The organism is Streptomyces roseolilacinus, assembly GCF_014649335.1.
Classification (GTDB): domain Bacteria; phylum Actinomycetota; class Actinomycetes; order Streptomycetales; family Streptomycetaceae; genus Streptomyces; species Streptomyces roseolilacinus.
This window is the reverse complement of the sequence record NZ_BMSV01000003.1, coordinates 577,407-594,368: the sequence shown is the minus strand read 5'-3', so window position 1 is coordinate 594,368 and position 16,962 is coordinate 577,407. Positions and strand designations below refer to the sequence as shown.

General features: G+C 73.8%; 14 protein-coding genes and 1 pseudogene. 7 read left to right on the top strand and 8 right to left on the bottom strand.

Annotated features, from left to right (window positions below; genetic code table 11):
• Window positions 1-23 precede the first annotated feature (23 nt).
• Both IE106_RS09895 and IE106_RS09890 read left to right on the top strand, forming a co-directional pair.
• The gene (locus tag IE106_RS09895) at window positions 24-914 is read left to right on the top strand and encodes a 2-hydroxy-3-oxopropionate reductase (RefSeq protein WP_189532040.1); all 891 of its coding nucleotides are present in this window, start codon (window positions 24-26) and stop codon (window positions 912-914) included.
• Between the two features lie 235 nt (window positions 915-1,149).
• Window positions 1,150-2,607 (top strand): catalase, encoded by a 1,458-nt coding sequence (locus tag IE106_RS09890; protein ID WP_189532038.1) that lies wholly within the window; start codon window positions 1,150-1,152, stop codon window positions 2,605-2,607.
• A 482-nt stretch (window positions 2,608-3,089) separates the two neighbouring features.
• On the opposite strand, the gene IE106_RS09885 is transcribed toward IE106_RS09890, so the two are convergent.
• Together IE106_RS09885 and gcl are read right to left on the bottom strand one after the other, a co-directional pair.
• On the bottom strand, window positions 3,090-3,257 hold the full coding sequence (locus tag IE106_RS09885) for a hypothetical protein (RefSeq protein ID WP_189532036.1): 168 nt from the start codon (window positions 3,255-3,257) through the stop codon (window positions 3,090-3,092).
• Between the two features lie 119 nt (window positions 3,258-3,376).
• Window positions 3,377-5,161, bottom strand: coding sequence for a glyoxylate carboligase (gcl, locus tag IE106_RS09880; protein ID WP_189532034.1), 1,785 nt, complete (start codon window positions 5,159-5,161; stop codon window positions 3,377-3,379).
• A 260-nt stretch (window positions 5,162-5,421) separates the two neighbouring features.
• On the opposite strand from gcl, the gene IE106_RS09875 reads away from it, so the two are divergent.
• Both IE106_RS09875 and IE106_RS09870 read left to right on the top strand, forming a co-directional pair.
• Window positions 5,422-6,291, top strand: a complete 870-nt coding sequence (locus IE106_RS09875) for a hypothetical protein (RefSeq protein ID WP_189532271.1) — start codon at window positions 5,422-5,424, stop codon at window positions 6,289-6,291.
• A 3-nt stretch (window positions 6,292-6,294) separates the two neighbouring features.
• Window positions 6,295-6,801 (top strand): GNAT family N-acetyltransferase, encoded by a 507-nt coding sequence (locus IE106_RS09870; protein ID WP_189532032.1) that lies wholly within the window; start codon window positions 6,295-6,297, stop codon window positions 6,799-6,801.
• Between the two features lie 222 nt (window positions 6,802-7,023).
• Here IE106_RS09870 and IE106_RS09865 read toward each other — a convergent pair whose 3' ends face one another.
• Window positions 7,024-7,785 (bottom strand): TioE family transcriptional regulator, encoded by a 762-nt coding sequence (locus tag IE106_RS09865; protein ID WP_189532029.1) that lies wholly within the window; start codon window positions 7,783-7,785, stop codon window positions 7,024-7,026.
• A 58-nt stretch (window positions 7,786-7,843) separates the two neighbouring features.
• On the opposite strand from IE106_RS09865, the gene IE106_RS09860 reads away from it, so the two are divergent.
• A complete protein-coding gene (locus tag IE106_RS09860) occupies window positions 7,844-9,124 on the top strand; it encodes an erythromycin esterase family protein (RefSeq protein WP_189532028.1) in 1,281 nt (426 codons plus the stop codon).
• Here IE106_RS09860 and IE106_RS09855 read toward each other — a convergent pair.
• Window positions 9,121-10,215 (bottom strand): serine hydrolase domain-containing protein, encoded by a 1,095-nt coding sequence (locus IE106_RS09855; RefSeq protein WP_189532025.1) that lies wholly within the window; start codon window positions 10,213-10,215, stop codon window positions 9,121-9,123. The genes IE106_RS09860 and IE106_RS09855 overlap by 4 nt on opposite strands.
• A 95-nt stretch (window positions 10,216-10,310) precedes the next feature.
• Here IE106_RS09855 and IE106_RS09850 point away from each other — a divergent pair, with 95 nt between their 5' ends.
• Entirely contained in the window at window positions 10,311-11,087 is a 777-nt protein-coding gene (locus IE106_RS09850; RefSeq protein WP_189532023.1) for a MerR family DNA-binding transcriptional regulator, read from the top strand.
• Window positions 11,088-11,129: 42 nt separating this feature from the next.
• Here the strand turns inward: IE106_RS09850 and IE106_RS30255 are convergent.
• The 3 genes and pseudogenes from IE106_RS30255 to IE106_RS09835 form a co-directional block, all read right to left on the bottom strand.
• A pseudogene (locus tag IE106_RS30255) lies at window positions 11,130-11,418 on the bottom strand (IS5 family transposase); the annotation flags it as partial.
• 86 nt (window positions 11,419-11,504) lie between these two features.
• Entirely contained in the window at window positions 11,505-13,121 is a 1,617-nt protein-coding gene (locus IE106_RS09840; RefSeq protein ID WP_189532019.1) for an AMP-binding protein, read from the bottom strand.
• On the bottom strand, window positions 13,118-14,818 hold the full coding sequence (locus IE106_RS09835; protein WP_189532017.1) for an AMP-binding protein: 1,701 nt from the start codon (window positions 14,816-14,818) through the stop codon (window positions 13,118-13,120). Before IE106_RS09835 ends, IE106_RS09840 begins: the two co-directional genes overlap by 4 nt.
• A 100-nt stretch (window positions 14,819-14,918) precedes the next feature.
• Between IE106_RS09835 and IE106_RS09830 the strand changes: the two genes are divergently transcribed.
• Window positions 14,919-15,785 carry a helix-turn-helix transcriptional regulator gene (locus tag IE106_RS09830; RefSeq protein ID WP_189532015.1) on the top strand — a complete coding sequence of 289 codons (867 nt, stop codon included), beginning with the start codon at window positions 14,919-14,921 and terminating at the stop codon, window positions 15,783-15,785.
• Window positions 15,786-15,792: 7 nt separating this feature from the next.
• Here the strand turns inward: IE106_RS09830 and IE106_RS09825 are convergent, their stop codons facing one another.
• Window positions 15,793-16,911, bottom strand: coding sequence for a winged helix DNA-binding domain-containing protein (locus IE106_RS09825; protein WP_189532013.1), 1,119 nt, complete (start codon window positions 16,909-16,911; stop codon window positions 15,793-15,795).
• Window positions 16,912-16,962 lie beyond the last annotated feature (51 nt).

The window sequence follows — 16,962 nt, the reverse complement described above, 5'->3', positions numbered from 1 at the left end:
GACCTTTCCGAAAGAGGACCGACATGAGCACCCTCCCGAAGATCGCGTGGATCGGGCTCGGCATCATGGGCTCCCCCATGTCCGAGAACCTGCTGAAGGCCGGCTACCGGGTCACGGGCCACACGCTGGAGCAGGAGAAGCTGGACCGGCTCGCCCGGGCCGGCGGCACCGCCGCCGCGTCCCTCGCCGACGCGGTCCGCGACGCGGACGTCGTCATTACGATGGTCCCGGCGTCCCCGCAGGTCGAGGCGATCGCGTACGGCCCCGACGGCATCCTGGAGAACGCGAGGGAGGGCGCGCTGCTGATCGACATGTCGTCGATCACCCCGCAGACCTCGGTCGACCTCGCGAAGGCCGCCGCGGCCAAGGGCATCCGCGTCCTGGACGCCCCGGTGTCCGGCGGCGAGGCCGGCGCCGTCGAGGCGGTGCTGTCCATCATGGTCGGCGGCGAGCAGGCCGACTTCGACGCCGCGCTGCCGATCTTCCAGGCGCTCGGCAGGACCATCGTCCTGTGCGGCCCGCACGGCTCCGGCCAGACGGTGAAGGCCGCCAACCAGCTGATCGTCGCCGTCAACATCCAGGCGTGCGCCGAGGCCGTGGTCTTCCTGGAGAAGTCCGGCGTGGACCTGCGCGCGGCCCTGGACGTCCTCAACGGCGGCCTGGCCGGCTCCACCGTGCTGACCCGCAAGAAGGACAACTTCCTCACCCGCGACTTCGCCCCGGGCTTCCGGATCGACCTGCACCACAAGGACATGGGCATCGTGACCGACGCGGCCCGCAACGTCGGCGCCGCCCTCCCCGTCGGCGCCGTGGTCGCCCAGCTGGTCGCCTCCCTGCGCGCCCAGGGCGACGGCGGCCTGGACCACTCCGCGCTGCTGCGGGCCGTGGAGCGGCTCTCCGGCCAGGAGGTCTGACCGGACGGCACCGCCCCCGCGCTCCCGGCCCGGAGCCGTGTCCCTTCACCGGCCCGGGCCGGGCCCGACTTCCGGACGGCGTCGGCGCCGACAACCTGTCCTGTCGCGCCCAGGCGCCGGCGCCGTCCGGAATCCTCTTCTCTGATTTCAACAAACTGTTGACGCCATCTCGGGGCGTCCCTACGCTCCAGAGCACTCGCCAGCAGCTTCCCGTACGAAAGGTCACCAGGTCACGATGGAGAAGCGCGTGCTTACGACCGAGTCCGGCGCCCCGGTCGCCGACAACCAGAACTCCGCCACCGCCGGCATCGGCGGCCCGCTCCTCATCCAGGACCAGCACCTGCTCGAGAAGCTCGCCCGCTTCAACCGGGAGCGCATCCCGGAGCGCGTGGTGCACGCCCGCGGCTCCGGCGCGTACGGCCACTTCGAGGTGACCGACGACGTCACCGCGTACACGAAGGCGGCCTTCCTCTCCGAGGTCGGCAAGCGGACCGAGCTGTTCACGCGCTTCTCGACGGTGGCCGACTCGCTCGGCGGCGCCGACGCGGTGCGCGACCCCCGCGGCTTCGCGGTGAAGTTCTACACCGAGGAGGGCAACTACGACCTCGTCGGCAACAACACCCCGGTGTTCTTCGTCAAGGACCCGGTCAAGTTCCCCGACTTCATCCACTCGCAGAAGCGCGACCCCTTCACGGGCAGGCAGGAGCCGGACAACGTCTGGGACTTCTGGGCCCACTCCCCCGAGGCGACGCACCAGGTCACCTGGCTGTTCGGCGACCGCGGCATCCCCGCGTCGTACCGCCACATGAACGGCTACGGCTCGCACACCTACCTGTGGACGAACGCCGAGGGCGGGGCCTTCTTCGTCAAGTACCACTTCAAGACCAACCAGGGCGTCCGCTGCCTGTCCGCCGAGCAGGCCGCCGAGGTCGCCGGCACCGACCCCACCTCCCACCAGACCGACCTGCTCCAGGCGATCGAGCGCGGGGTCCACCCCTCGTGGACGCTGTACGTGCAGATCATGCCGGCGGCGGAGGCGGCGGACTACCGCTTCAACCCCTTCGACCTGACGAAGGTGTGGCCGCACGCCGACTACCCGCTGCGCCGGGTCGGCCGGATGGTCCTCGACCGCAACCCGGAGAACGTCTTCGCCGAGGTCGAGCAGGCGGCGTTCTCCCCGAACAACTTCGTGCCCGGCATCGGCCCGTCCCCGGACAAGATGCTCCAGGGCCGCCTCTTCGCCTACGCCGACGCCCAGCGCTACCGCCTCGGCGTCAACCACACGCAGCTGCCGGTGAACGCGCCCAGGGCGACCGCGGCGGACAACTACGGCCGGGACGGCCTGATGGCCACCCGCAACGGCTCGCGCCACGACAGGAACTACGAGCCCAACTCGTACGCGGGCCCGTCCCAGACCGGCCAGGCCCTCTCCGCCGCCCTCGCCGTCTCCGGCCGCACGGGCACCCACCCGGCGCCCGCCCACGTCAAGGACGACGACTTCTTCCAGGCCGGCGAGCTGTACCGGCTGATGACGCAGGAGGAGAGGGGACGGCTCGTCGCGAACATCGCGGGCAGCCTGTCGCAGGTCTCCCGCGAGGACGTCGTCGAGAGGAACCTCGCCCACTTCCACGCCGCCGACCCGGACTACGGCAGGCGCGTCGAGGAGGCGGTCCGCGCCCTGCGCGAGGACTGAGCGGCACGAAGCTGCGTACGGCGGCCGACGGGAGGTCCGTCGCCGTACGCGGTCCGGACGGCGGCCCGGATGAGGGATGGCCGCGCGTACGGACGGTGAGGACCGCGGCGGTGTGCGCGCCAGTGCGGTGGTGAGGGAACGCCGGTACGCCTTCTTGACCTGAAGGAAGGCCCCGGAGGTCCCGCGTCACCGCCGCGGTCCCCCGGAACCTCCCGCAGAGGAACCCCGTCCGGCGGCGCGAGCGTCCCCTCGCGCCGGCCTCGCGCCGTCGGACGGCTTCCACGTCACACCATCCGCCGTCCCACCATCCGCCGCACCCGTCGCGTCCAGCGCGAGAGCCGGGGCGCGGAGTCGGGCCACGCTCCCGACTCCGCGCCCCTTGCGCGTTCGTCCTCGTTCTTCCGGTGTTCTTCCGGTGTTCTTCCGCATGCGCCGACCGCCGCCCGGGCCCGTGGGTCCGGGCGGTGCCGTCCGCCGGGCCGTCAGTGGCCGGCGCGGGCGGGGTCCACCAGTCTGTCGAGGAGGGCGCGCACCGCCCGGTACGCCGTCGCCGTCGCCTCGTCGGCGGCGCCCTCCTCCTCCGCCCGCGCCCAGTCCCGGGCCGCCCTCAGTCTGCGCAGCAGTTCGTCCGAGTCCACAACTTCGGCCATGGGGGACGACTACCCCCCTGTGCCCCGTCCATGGCACGGGAAAGGGCCCCCGTCCCGGAGTTCTCCGGGACGAGGGCCCTTCCGCTCCCCCCCGCGGGCGGGTCAGGACAGCGGGCGGGTCAGGACAGCGGGCGGACGGCCGTCGGGGCGTGGGCGGGCTCGGTGGCGAGCTCCTCCCACTCCGTGACGTCGCCGATGTCCATGGTGCGGCTCATCGAGATGTTCGTGACCCGCTCCAGGATCGCCTCGACGACGACCGGCACCCGGTGCTCGGCGGCCAGCTTCTTGGCCTCCTCGAAGGCCGGCAGCAGCCGGTCGGGCTCGGTGACGCGGATGGCCTTGCAGCCGAGTCCCTCGGCGACCTTCACGTGGTCGACGCCGTAGACGCCGATCTCCGGGGAGTTGATGTTCTCGAACTCCAGGTTGACCTGGAAGTCGATGTCCAGGCCGGCCTGCGCCTGGCGGATCAGGCCCAGGTAGGAGTTGTTCACCAGGACGTGGACGTACGGGATGCGGTGCTGCGCGCCGACCGCCAGTTCCTCGATCATGAACTGGAAGTCGTAGTCGCCGGAGAGCGCCACGACCTGCGCCTCGGGGTCGGCCTTGGCGACGCCGAGCGCGGCCGGGATGGTCCAGCCGAGCGGGCCGGCCTGGCCGCAGTTGATCCAGTGGCGCGGCCGGTAGACGTGCAGCATCTGCGCGCCCGCGATCTGGGAGAGGCCGATGGTGGTGACGTACCGGGTCTCGGGCCCGAACGCCCGGTTCATCTCCTCGTAGACGCGCTGCGGCTTCATGGGCACGTCGTCGAAGTGCGTCCGGCGCAGCAGCGTGGCCCGGCGCTCCCGCGTGGAGGCGATCCAGGCGGAGCGGTCGGGCAGCCGGCCGGCGGCCTTCAGCTCCCGCGCGACCTCGACGAACAGCTCCAGGGCCGCCTTGGCGTCGGAGGCGATGCCGTAGTCCGGGGCGAAGATCCTGCCGATCTGGGTGGGCTCGACGTCGACGTGGACGAACTTCCGGCCCTTCGTGTACACGTCCAGCTTGTAGCCGGTGTGCCGGTTGGCCCAGCGGTTGCCGATGCCGAGGACGAAGTCGGACTCCAGGAAGGTCGCGTTGCCGTAGCGGTGCGAGGTCTGGACGCCGACCATGCCGGCGTTCAGCTCGTGGTCGTCGGGGATGGCGCCCCAGCCCATCAGGGTCGGGACGACCGGGGTGCCGGTCAGTTCGGCGAACTCGACCAGCAGGTCGGCGGCGTCGGCGCCGATGACGCCGCCGCCGGCGACGAGGAGCGGGCGCTGCGACTCCAGCAGGAGGGAGAGCGCCTTCTCGATCTGGGCGCGGGTCGCGGCCGGCTTGTAGACGGGCAGCGGCTCGTACGTCTCCGGATCGAAGTCGATCTCGGTGAGCTGGACGTCGACGGGCAGGTCGATGAGGACCGGTCCGGGGCGGCCGGAGCGCATCAGGTGGAACGCCTGCTGGAAGACGCCCGGGACCTGCGCGGCCTCCAGGACGGTGGTGGCCGCCTTGGTGACCGGCCGGGCGATCGACGCGATGTCGACCGCCTGGAAGTCCTCCTTGTGGATCACGTGGGTCGGCGCCTGGCCGGTGATGCAGAGGATCGGGATCGAGTCGCCGATGGCCGAGTACAAGCCGGTGATCATGTCGGTGCCGGCCGGGCCCGACGTGCCGATGCAGACGCCGATGTTGCCCGGGTGCGCACGGGTGTAGCCCTCGGCCATGTGCGAGGCGCCCTCGACGTGCCGGGCGAGGGTGTGGTCGATGCCGCCCCCCTCCTTGAGGGCCTTGTAGAAGGGGTTGATCGCCGCGCCCGGCACACCGAACGCGTGGGTGACGCCTTCACGCTTGAGGATCTCAACTGCCGCTCGGGCGGCGGTCATTCGAGGCATGGGTGCTCCTGCTTCGGCCTGGCGGATCCGGCTCTGTCGCGCCACCTGAGAGCGTCGGTCCACATTCTTTTTCCGCTATGCGGAATACTTTTTCTGTTATACGGAAGCAATGTAGGCGCGCCCCCCGGAACCCGTCAAGGGATGGCCGAATGCCCTCCCCAACCGCCCACCGGTGGTGGACGATGGGCGGCGGAACGAAGGGGGCGATCGCCGTGGGAGAGAACGTGCCGGTGCGCTGCCCGGCCTGCCGCCGCGCGCACATGTACGCACCGCCCGTCTACCCGTGCGTGTGCGGGGCGCCCGTCGCCCCGCCCCTGATGCGCGGCGCCCCCGCCGAGCCGATCACGCACCGCACCTGGACCGACGAGTGGGTGACGGTGCGGTGCGGGGAGTGCGGGCGCCAGGACCAGTGGCCGCAGCCGGAGCTGGGCTGCCCGTGCGGCACGGTGCTGCGCGTGCCGGTGCGCCCGGTCACGGCGGCCGCGTCACCGCCTCGTTCACCCGCGCCGGGCGGACCGGCCGGTACGGTCACCGGGCGCAGGGATCCGGCCGCCACGAGGAGGACCGAGACCCCGGGCACCGCGCCGGGCGCGGGTCCGGCGGGCGCGGGGGGCCCGGAAGCCGCCGGTGCGGCGGGCGCCCCGGGCGCCGGCACTCCCCTGGGCTCCGACGCCGCCCCCTCCACCACGGGCCTGTCCACCGTGGGCGCCGCCCCGTACCCGCAGCCGCCCGCCGTCGTGCGCCCCTCCTTCAACCCCGTCACCATCCGCACCGCCCGCGACGTGGTGACCGCCGCCGCGCTCTACCTGCGCTGGCTGGGCTTCCGGGAGGTCGTGCAACCCGAGGAGCGCCGCTCGTCCGTGACCCCGGCCGTCGAGCTGCGCGGCCCCGGACTGGTCGCCCAGGTCGACCCGACGACCCGGCCGGTGCCGCTGCGCGCCGTGGAGTGCCTGTGGCTGGAGGGGCTCGCCTCGTCGTCGGCCGCCGTGTACTTCTCACTCGCCGGGTACGAGGACAGGTCGCGCGCCCGTGCCGACGGGGTGGGCCTGCCGCTGTTCGTCATGGACCTCACCGGCACCCCGCAGCCCGTGAACACCCCCGCCGACGACCTCCTCGCGCGCGGGGCGTGAGCGATGCGCATCCGCCTCGCCCGCCCCGGGGACCTGCCGCTCCTCCAGGACATCGAGCGCGCGGCCGGCGAGCCGTTCCGCGCGCTCGGCATGGACGCCGTCGCCGACGACGACCCGCCGCCGCTGGACGTCCTGGAGGAGTACCGGGAGGCGGGCCGGGCCCGGGTCGCGGAGCGGGACGGGCGCCCCGTCGCGTACCTGGTCTGGGACCTCGTGGACGGGGCCGCCCACGTCGAGCAGGTCTCCGTGCACCCGGACGCCGCCCGCCGGGGCGTGGGCCGCGCGCTGATCGAGGACCTGGCGGCGGCCGCGGCCGCCCGGGGCGTACCGGCGCTGACGCTGACGACGTTCGCGGACGTGCCGTGGAACGCCCCGTACTACACGAGGATCGGCTTCCGCGCCCTGCCCGAGGCGGAACTGACCGACGGGCTGCGCGCGATACGGCGCGCCGAGGCGGCCCACGGCCTGGACCGCTGGCCCCGCCTCTGCATGCGCCGCCCCCTGCGCTGACGCGCGCGCCCCCCGGACCGGTCCGCGTCGGGCGTCGGACCGGTTCGCGCCACGCGCCGGGCGCCGGGGCGGGAGGCCGCGCGCCGGGCGCCGCCGCCCCTTCCACGCCGGAGGAGCGCGGCGGGCGGGACGGTACGGGGCGTCCGCACGGCCGGGAGGACCCAGGGGGCCGGGGATGCGACCGCCGGCGGCTCCCGCCCTCCCCGGCCGGCGGCCGGGGCCTCACTCGCGCTCGCGCAGGTACGCCTCCAGCTCCGACGCCCCGGTCAGCATCGCCCGGCCGCGGGCGGACAGCCGACCGCGCCAGTCGCCGAGCGCGGCCTCCAAGGGCCCCAGCCCGCCGGCCGACCGCACCCGGGCGATCACCGGGGCGATCTGCGCCGGCGGGTAGCCGCCCCGCCTGAGCTGGTGGGCCAGCCGGGCGTCGCGTACGTCCGCCTCGTCGTAGACGCGGTACCCGGTCCGCGGGTCGCGGCGCGGACGCACCAGCCCAGCGCGCTCCCACTTGCGCAGCGTCGCGGGCCGGACTCCGAGCCTGCCCGCCAGCGGCCCGATGAACGTTCCCCCGGCCCCGGACACCGCGGCCGCACCGGACACCACACCGGACACCGCGCCGGGCTCCGGCGCGGCGGTGGACTCCAGCTCGCGCAGGGCGCCCTCCACCGCCTGGAGGGTCCGCCGGTCGTCGAGGAGCTGGGCGTGGCTCTCGTCGACGAGGCGGAACGCCTCGTCGACCGCGCCCCGGTTCACGGCCCGCATGATCGACGCCGCCACCTGGTGGCCGTGGCCGGGCACCAGGGCGAGGAACGCGCGCAGGGCCCCCGCGTGCAGCGCGGTGTAGGCGCGGTAGCCGTGGGGCGTGCGGTCGGCGGCCGGAAGGATGCCGGCCTCCTCGTAGTTCCTGACCGCCTGCGTGGACAGACCGTGCCGGCGCGCCAGGTCGATCGGCCTGAGCCTCTTGCCGCTTTGAAGGTTTCGTCCCATGAGCCCGCCGATATCAAGGAAAAGTTTCCACCGAAGGTTCAACGATAGCGTTGAAGGCATGGTTACCGACATCAAGGGCACCACCCATCCCGTCGAGGCCGCCGCCGTCCTGGGGCTGCTTCCGGCCCGGCCCCGGCTGCTCGCGCTGGGCGAACCCACCCACGGCGAGGACACCCTGCTCGACCTGCGCAACGAGCTCTTCCGGCAGCTGGCCGAACAGGAGGGCTACCGGACGATCGCGATCGAGAGCGACTGCCTGCGGGGCCTGCTCGTGGACGACTACGTCACCTCGGGCACGGGCACCCTCGACGAGGTCATGGAGCACGGGTTCAGCCACGGCTGGGGCGCCTCCGCGGCCAACCGCGAGCTCGTGCGCTGGATGCGCGCCCACAACGACGGCCGGCCCCGGTCCGAGCGGCTCCGCTTCGCCGGTTTCGACGGCCCGCTGGAGATCGCCGCCGCCGCGAGCCCCCGGCAGGCCCTCACCGCCCTCCACGACCACCTCGCGGCGCGGGTGGACCCGGACCTGCTCCCCTGCACCGCACGGACGCTCGACCGCCTGCTCGGCGCCGACGACCGGTGGACCGAACCCGCCGCGATGAGGGACCCGTCGCGGTCCGCGGGGCGGTCGGCCGAAGCCGCGGAGCTGCGGCTGCTCGCCGACGACCTGGTGGAACTGCTCGACGCGCAGAGGCCGCACCTGGTCGCGGTGACCTCCCCGGACGACTGGGAGCGGGCGCGCCTGTACGGGCGCACCGCCACCGGCCTGCTGCGCTACCACCGCTGGATGGCCGACGCCTCGCCGGCCCGCCTGGCCCGGCTGGTGGGGGTTCGGGACCAGATGATGGCCCGCAACCTCCTCGCCCTCGCCGCCCGGGGCCCGGTGTTCGTCCACGCCCACAACTCCCACCTCCAACGGGAGAGGAGCTCGATGCGGATGGACGGGGCGCCGCTGGAGTGGTGGAGCGCCGGGGCGCTGGTGGACTCCCGGCTCGGCGGGGAGTACGCCTTCGTGGCCACGGCCCTCGGCACGATCCGGCACCGGGGGGTGGACGCCCCGCCGCCGGACACCCTCGAAGGGCTCCTGTACGCGTTCCCCGAGGAGCGCCTCGTCGTCGACGCCCGGCGGCTGGCCGCCGTCCTCGGCGACACACGGCCCGCGCCACGGGTGTCCCCCTGGTTCGGCTACGCCCCGTTCGACCCGGCCCATCTGGCGGACAGCGACGGGATCGTGTTCGTCCGGGACGTCCCGGGCCGCCAGGGAGTGTCCGGAAAGCACGGGGGGCCGCCCGCAGGGCCGGGCCGGAGCTTCCGGGCACGACCCGGGGACGCTTCCTAGGCGAACACCGCCTTGACCAGGGTCTGCTTCACCTTCTCGAACGTCCCGGCGATGGTGGGCAGGTCCATTTCGACATCCCCGGAGGTCAGCGAGCCGGTCAGGGTCTTGGTGCCGTCGGGCGTGCCGTACATCAGCGCGCCCCAGCCCCAGAACCCCCCGTTGTGGTGGAGGACGGTGCCGCCGCCGTCCAGTTCCTCCACGAACACGCCCAGTCCGTAACCCATCGTGGGGTCCGGGACTCGCATCTCGGCCAGCAGCTCGGACGGGATGAGCTTGCCGCCGTTCAGTGCGGCGAAGAACGTGTGGAGGTCCCGGCTGGTCGAGATCATGTCGCCGGCGGCGGATACCCAGGTGGGGTTGAAGCGGGTGGTGTCGACCACCTTCCACTGGCCGGCGTCGTCGTAGCCGTAGTAGCCGTGGGCGTGCGGCTCGGGGATCTCCTCGTCGGTCTCCGGCAGCACGGTGCCCGTCAGCCCGAGCGGGCCCAGGATGAGCCGGTGCGTCTCTTCGGGCAGCGAGCGACCGGTGACCTGCTCGATCAGCAGCCTGGCCAGGACGTAGTTGGTGTTGGAGTAGCTCCAGGCCGTCCCCGGCTCGAACCGTGCCGGCTTCGCCAGCGCCCCCCGCACCAGCTCCTCCGGCCGGTAGGTCGCGTGCCGCAGGTCCGCCCACTCCTTGCCCCATCCGGCGACCACACCGGTCTCGACCGAGCCGTCCTCGGAGAACTCGCCGGTGAAGTTGAACAGCCCGCTGGTGTGCTGCAGGAGCATCCGTACCGTGATCCGCCGGTCGAGCCCGAACTCGGGCAAGTGGTCGGCCACCAGGTCCTCAAGGCCGAGCCGGCCCTCGGCCACCAGCTGCAGGACGACGGTCGCGACGAAGGTCTTGGTGACGCTGCCGACCCGGAAGTGCCCGTCGGTCGGCGGCTTCGCGGTCCGGCCCAGCTCGCTCACCCCGGCGCTGCCGACCCACTCGCCGAGTTCGTCGTTCACGCGCAGCTGCACGCCGGCGAAACCGGCGTCGACGATCTCCTGCATGGCCTTCCGCAGCTCGGGGCGGTCCTGCGCGGCGGCGGTGTTCTGCTCACTCATGGTGATTCCTCATCTCGCGTCGGCGGGTGCGAGAGGAGCGTGGACCCTGACCCAAGGTCAAGGTCAAGGCGACAGATGGGCGCTAGGCTCGCCCCGTGGCAGACGGGCTCACGATCGGTCAGGCGGCGGCTTTCGTCGACATCACCGTCAAGACGGTGCGGCACTACCACCGGCTCGGCCTGGTCGCCGAACCGGAACGGGACCATTCCGGCTACCGGCGCTACGGGTCGGCCGATCTGCTGCGCCTTGTCCAGGTCAGGGCCCTGGCGGGGGCGGGCGTGCCGCTGGCCGAGATCGGCGAACTGCTCGACGCCGAGCCCGAGCGGTTCGCCACCGCCCTGGACGACGTCCGCCGCCGGCTCACCGCACAGATCGAGGAGCTGACCGCCCGTCGCGACACCCTGCACCGGCTCGCCCACGGCGATCGCGCCCTGCTGCCCGACCGGGCCTGCGCGGTCCTGGACCGACTCGCCGAGCTCGACTTCGACCCCGACTACGTCACCACCCAGCGGGAGGCCCTGGTGCTGTTGCGGGCGCTGGCTCCCGAGGTCTTCGACCTCTTCCTGGCCAACCTCGAACACCGGCTCGACGACCCCGAGTTCGTCGAGCTGACCAAGCGCGGCTGGGAGGCGAGGTCCTGGGATCCCGACGACCCGCGGATCGAGGAGCTGGCCTCCGCGGTGGCCACCAACCTGCTGGCCGACCGCGCGCTGCTGACGATGCCGACCGTGCGACGGCACCGGCCCGACGCGGCCTCCCGGTACGGCGTGGTCAACCACCACCGGGAGGACGAGGCACCGTCCGTCGCACGGCTGAACACGCTGGTCGAAGGGCACCTGCGCGCGGCGGGCATCGAGATCCCGCGTCAGTGACGGACTGCCCCCCGTGCGGGGTGGCGGGCGTCGGGAAGGCCACGGGAGCCGGCGCCGGAGGCAGGCGGGGGACCATGGCCTGGTAGTGGACGGCTCGTTCGTCGTAGCGGGGGGCCAGGGCTCGGTTCTGCCTGAGCCGGCTGAAGCAGCGCTCGACGGCGTTCCGCCTGCGGTAGGCGCCCCGGTCGAGCCGGCACCGGGCTTCACCGCGGCGGAGGCGCCCGCCGATCTGGTCGATCCGCTCCGGGATCGTGCGGGCCACGCCGCGTCGCCGCAGGTATGCACGGATCTTCGCCGGACGCGCCGCGGGGCCGCCCCGCGCGGCGGCCCGGCGGCGTCACCGGCCCCGCCGGCCGTCCGCCGGGACGAGCCGGGCGCGGTGCGCGACGGTCCGCCGGGCGGCCCCGCGGGGATCCCTCACCTCCCGTACCGCTCCCGCAGCTCGACCTTGCGCACCTTGCCGCTGACCGTCATCGGGAAGGCGTCCAGGACCTCCACGCGGCGCGGGACCTTGTAGTGCGCCAGCCGGTCGCGGCAGTACGCGGCGATCTCCTCGTACGTGGGCGGGTCGGCCGGGTCGCGCGGGATCACGCACGCGAGGACCTCCTCCCCGTACCGCTCGTCGGGCACGCCCACCACCTGCACGTCGGCGACCTTGGGATGGCCGTACAGGAACTCCTCGATCTCCCTCGGGTAGACGTTCTCGCCACCCCGAATGATCATGTCCTTGATCCGGCCGACGATCCGCACGTACCCGTCCTCGCGCATCACCGCCAGGTCGCCGGTGTGCATCCAGCGGCCCGCGTCGATCGCCTCGGCGGTCCGCTCCGGCTCGTCCCAGTAGCCGAGCATCACCCCGTACCCGCGCGTGCACAGCTCGCCCGCCTCGCCGCGCGGCAGGGTCACCCCGCTCACCGGGTCGACGACCTTGACCTCGACGTGCGGCAGGACGCGGCCGACCGTGCCGGTGCGGCGCTCCAGGTCGTCGTCGCGGCGGGTCTGCGTGGAGACGGGCGAGGTCTCCGTCATGCCGTAGCAGATGGACACCTCCGCCATGTTCATCTCGGCGACGACCCGCTTCATCACCTCCACTGGGCACGGCGACCCGGCCATGATCCCGGTGCGCAGGGAGGAGAGGTCGTACGCGGCGAAGTCCGGCAGGCCCAGCTCGGCGATGAACATCGTGGGCACGCCGTACAGGGAGGTGCAGCGCTCCCGCTGGACGGCGCGCAGGGTGGCGGCCGGGTCGAAGGAGGGCGCGGGGAGGACGATGCACGCCCCGTGGGAGGTGGCCGCCAGGTTTCCCATCACCATGCCGAAACAGTGATAAAGCGGAACCGGCAGGCAGACCCGGTCCTGCTCGGTGTAGGCGATCATCTCCCCCACGAAGAACCCGTTGTTGAGGATGTTGTGGTGGGAGAGGGTGGCGCCCTTGGGGAAGCCGGTCGTGCCGGAGGTGTACTGGATGTTGACCGGGTCGTCGCACGACAGCAGCGCCTCGCGGGCGGCGAGTTCCGCCGCCCCCTGGGGGGTGGCGCGGGCGACCAGCGCGTCCCAGCTCGCGTCGCCGATGTACACGGTCTCGCGCAGCGCCGGGCACTGCCCGCGCACCTGCTCGACCAGCGCCCGGTAGTCGCTCGTCTTGTGGGCGAGGGACGCCACGAGCAGGCTGACACCGGCCTGGTTCAGGACGTAGGCGAGTTCGTGGGCGCGGTAGGCGGGGTTGATGTTCACCATGACCGCGCCGACGCGGGCGGTGGCGTACTGGACGAGGACCCACTCCGGGCAGTTGACCGCCCAGATGCCGACCCGGTCGCCCCGCCGCACGCCCGACGCGAGGAGCGCCCGCGCCAGTTCGTCGACGGCGGCGCCGAACTCGGCGTACGTCCAGCGGCGTCCGGACTCCACGTCGACGAGCGCCTCCCGGTCGGGGAACCGTTCGACGGTGCGCGCCAGGTTGCCGCCGATCGTGTCGCCGAGCAGGGGCGTGCCGCCCGTGCCGTGCGCGTACGACGGCTGTGCGGTGCGGCTCACCGGAAGTCCTCCTCGCGGTACTCCTCCACCGAGCCCCGCTCCGTGCGCTCGCGCAGCTCGATGCGGCGGATCTTGCCGGACACGGTCTTGGGCAGGTCGGCGAACTCGACGCGCCGGATCCGCTTGTACGGGGCGAGGACCGCCCGGGCGTGCGCGAACAGCGCCTTCGCGGTGTCCGGCCCCGGTTCCCAGCCCTCGGCGAGGACGACGTACGCCTTGGGGACGGTCAGCCGCACCGGGTCGGGCGCGGGGACGACGGCGGCCTCGGCGACGGCCTCGTGCTCCAGGAGCGCGCTCTCCAGCTCGAAGGGCGAGATCTTGTAGTCGGAGCTCTTGAACACGTCGTCGCGCCGGCCCACGTAGGTGAGGTACCCGTCGGCGTCGCGGGCGCCGATGTCGCCCGTGCGGTAGTACCCGCCCGCCATGGCATCGGCGGTGCGCTCCGGGTCGCCGTGGTAGCCGGTCATCACCCCGACCGGGGCGGCCGACAGGTCCAGGGCGATCTCGCCCTCGTCGGCGCCGGGCTCCCCCGTCACCGGGTCGAGCAACTCGACGCGGAAGCCGGGGCTGGGCCGCCCCATGGAGCCCGGCTTCAGCGGCTGGCCGGGGCTGTTGGCGATCTGCACGGCCGTCTCCGTCTGCCCGAAGCCGTCCCGGACGGTGACGCCCCAGGCGCGCCGCACGGCCGCGATGACCTCCGGGTTCAGCGGTTCGCCGGCCGCGACGACCTCGCGGGGCGGGGTGCGCAGCGCGGTCAGGTCGGCCTGGATGAGCATCCGCCAGACGGTCGGCGGCGCGCAGAAGCTCGTGACGCCGTGCCGGTCCATCTCGGCCATGAGCCGGGCGGCGTCGAAGCGCGTGTAGTTGTGGATGAAGACGGTCGCCTCCGCGTTCCAGGGGGCGAAGAGGTTCGACCAGGCGTGCTTCGCCCAGCCGGGCGAGGAGATGTTGAGGTGCACGTCGCCGGGGCGCAGGCCGATCCAGTACATCGTCGCCAGGTGGCCCACGGGGTACGAGGTGTGGGTGTGCTCGACGAGTTTGGGGCGGGCGGTGGTGCCGGAGGTGAAGTACAGCATCAGGGGGTCGGAGGCGTCGGTGGGGCCGTCCGGGGTGAAGGCGGCGTCGGCCGCGTACGCCTCCTCGTACGCCGCCCAGGACCCCCCGCCCCCGGCGCTCGTGCCGCCCCCGGCGCCGACGGCGATGCGGGTGTACTCCCCCGGCACGTCGTCGAACTTCGCCGTGTCGGCGGCGCGGACGATCACGTGACGGGCCCGGCCGCGCTCGACCCGGTCCCGCAGGTCGGCCGGGCCCAGGAGCGGCGTGGCGGGGATGACGACGGCGCGCAGCTTCATCGCGGCGAGGGCGGTCTCCCACAGCTCCGCCTGGTTGCCGAGCATCACGATGATCCGGTCCCCGGCCCGCACGCCGTGCGCGTCGCGCAGCCAGTTGGCGACGCGGGCGGAGCGGGCGGACATCTCGGCGAACGACAGCCGCGTCTCGGTGCCGTCCTCCTCGACGATGTGCAGCGCCGTCCGGTCGTTGCCGTCCGCGAGGGCGTCGAACCAGTCCAGCGCCCAGTTGAACCGGGCGGGGCGGGGCCAGGTGAACCCCTCGTACGCCGCCTCGTAGTCCTCCCGGTGCCGTAGCAGGAAGTCCCGGGCGGCCCGGAACTCCTCGGTCGCGCCGCTACCCGACATCTGCGTCCTCCTCGTTGCGGGACCCGTCCGCGCCATCGTGTAATCAGTGACCCAGGTCTCACTACCCCCGTACGGGGGTGAAGCGGCGGGAGCGGTGCACGTGGGTGAACGGCGGGGTGACACGGCCGAGCTGCGGACGGCGCTGCTCCGGATGCGCCGGGCCACGGGGCTCCCGGTGGCGTTCGGCGGGCTGCTGGACGAGCGGCCCCGGGCGCCGCTGCGGATCGGGGAGCTGTCGGGCACGTCGTCCGACGTGCTGCGCGGGCTGGCGATCAGCCCCGGGAGCGGTCTGGGCGGCCGGTCCATCGCGCTGGCCCGGCCGTGCGCGGTGACGGACTACCCGGTGGCGCGGCACATCAGCCACGAGTACGACGAGCCGGTCGCCGCCGAGGGCCTGCGGTCGGTGCTGGCCGTGCCGGTGGTGGTGCGCCGCCGGGTGCGGGCGGTGCTGTACGGGGCGCTGCGCACCCCGCAGCCGCTGGGCGACCGGGTGCTGGACGCGGCGGTGGCGGCGGCCCGGGACATGGAGCAGGCGCTGGCGGTACGGGACGAGGCCCGGCGCCTCGCGGCCCCGGCGCCCGGCCCGGACGGGCCCGCCCCCCGCGGCACGGCGGCGTGGGAGGCCGTACGGGAGGCGCACGGGGAGCTGCGCGCGCTGGCGCCGCGCATCGCGGACCCGGCGGTGCGCGCCGAGCTGCTGGCGGCGTGCGGGCGGCTCGCGGCGGCGGCGGGCGCCCCCGGCGCGACGGGCGCCTCGGCGGGGGCGCCGCGGGTGGGACTGGCGCCGCGGGAGGTGGACGTGCTGGCGGCGGTGGCCACGGGCGCGACCAACGCCGACGCGGCCCGGCGGCTGGGGGTCGGGCCGGAGACCGTGAAGGGGTACCTGCGGTCGGCGATGCGCAAGCTGGGCGCGCACACCCGGCTGGAGGCGGTGGTGGCGGCCCGGCGGGCGGGGCTGCTCCCGTAGGCCGGGGTCACTCGGCAAAGGTGCCGAACCGGACGTCGTACGGGGCGCCGCCGCCCAGGACGTCGAGCGTGCGCCCGGCCTCCTCCACCACGGCGGCGCGCGCCTCGCGGCCGAGCGGAGCGAACGGCTGCGCGGTCAGGGTGAGCGCGCCGTTCCCCTCTTCCTCCAGCCGCCAGACACCGGCGAGGAAGCCGTCGACCAGGAAGGTGCGGTACGCCTGGTTGCCCTTCCAGGTGCGCTTGCGGTACTCCGCCGGCACGAGGCGGGAGCGGTCGGCGTGGGAGAGCAGCGCGTTGTCGAACTCGGGCAGGAAGCGCGGCGGGGCCGGGGTGTCCGGATCGGGGCGCGGCGCGTCGGGCAGGTCGAACAGCTCGGTGCCGTACGGGTCGCGGAAGGTGACGAGCCGCGGCCGCAGCCGTTCGAACGCCTCCCGCAACCGCGTCAGCCCGCACCAGGTCTGCATGTCCTTCACGGAGGCGGGCCCGAAGGCCCCCAGGTAGCGCAGGACGGCGTCGTCCGGCCGGGCGGGCGGCACGGTGCCCGGGTCCCGGCCGAACCACACGTCGACGGTGGTGAGCGCGACCTGCCCGCCGCGGTCCCACAGGCCGCGCGGGGTGACCTGGACCAGCGGCAGCAGGCAGCGGGCCATGATCGTCAGCGCGAGGGGGTCGGCGCCGGGCCAGCGCTCCAGCAGCGCCGTGCGGATCTCCTTCGGGGTGCGGGGCCGCTCCTCGACGAGCCCGCGGACGAGCGCGGCCAGGGCGTCCGGGTCGACGCCCGGGAGGCGCCTGCCGAACATCCGCACCTCGCGCTCCCGGGCGGGCCGCATCAGCGGGAGCAGCGCCAGGACGTCGTCGGCGGTGTGGGTGTGGAGCGTGGAGCGCATCGTGACGGTCCGGGCGACCTCCCGCCGCTCCATCAGCCCGGACAGCTCCCCGGGCCGGAACCCCTCAAGCCGGGCGGCGAGGGCGTGGTACGGGGGCCTGGTGTTCTGCGCCTGCAGGCCGACGAGGTGGCGCACGGCCTCCGCCGCGCCCATCGGGACACGCCGGAGGAGGAGTTGCCGGGCGAGGGTGGCGCGGTTCAGGGCGCGGACGGAGAGCACGGGCGGTGACGTCGATGCCATGGCGGCACGCTACGGAACCTTGCGGACACTTCCTGTCCGCAATGCGGCAAC

Bases quoted from the DNA above. Each gene is read 5' to 3' on its own strand.
- IE106_RS09870 (WP_189532032.1), top strand. From the start codon at position 6,295: ATGCGCATCCGCCTCGCCCGCCCCGGGGACCTGCCGCTCCTCCAGGAC.
- IE106_RS09855 (WP_189532025.1), bottom strand. From the start codon at position 10,215: ATGAGTGAGCAGAACACCGCCGCCGCGCAGGACCGCCCCGAGCTGCGG.
- IE106_RS09875 (WP_189532271.1), top strand. From the start codon at position 5,422: ATGTACGCACCGCCCGTCTACCCGTGCGTGTGCGGGGCGCCCGTCGCC.
- gcl (WP_189532034.1), bottom strand. From the start codon at position 5,161: ATGCCTCGAATGACCGCCGCCCGAGCGGCAGTTGAGATCCTCAAGCGT.
- IE106_RS09885 (WP_189532036.1), bottom strand. From the start codon at position 3,257: ATGGCCGAAGTTGTGGACTCGGACGAACTGCTGCGCAGACTGAGGGCG.
- IE106_RS09825 (WP_189532013.1), bottom strand. From the start codon at position 16,911: ATGGCATCGACGTCACCGCCCGTGCTCTCCGTCCGCGCCCTGAACCGC.
- IE106_RS09835 (WP_189532017.1), bottom strand. From the start codon at position 14,818: ATGTCGGGTAGCGGCGCGACCGAGGAGTTCCGGGCCGCCCGGGACTTC.
- IE106_RS09865 (WP_189532029.1), bottom strand. From the start codon at position 7,785: ATGGGACGAAACCTTCAAAGCGGCAAGAGGCTCAGGCCGATCGACCTG.
- IE106_RS09890 (WP_189532038.1), top strand. From the start codon at position 1,150: ATGGAGAAGCGCGTGCTTACGACCGAGTCCGGCGCCCCGGTCGCCGAC.
- IE106_RS09860 (WP_189532028.1), top strand. From the start codon at position 7,844: ATGGTTACCGACATCAAGGGCACCACCCATCCCGTCGAGGCCGCCGCC.
- IE106_RS09895 (WP_189532040.1), top strand. From the start codon at position 24: ATGAGCACCCTCCCGAAGATCGCGTGGATCGGGCTCGGCATCATGGGC.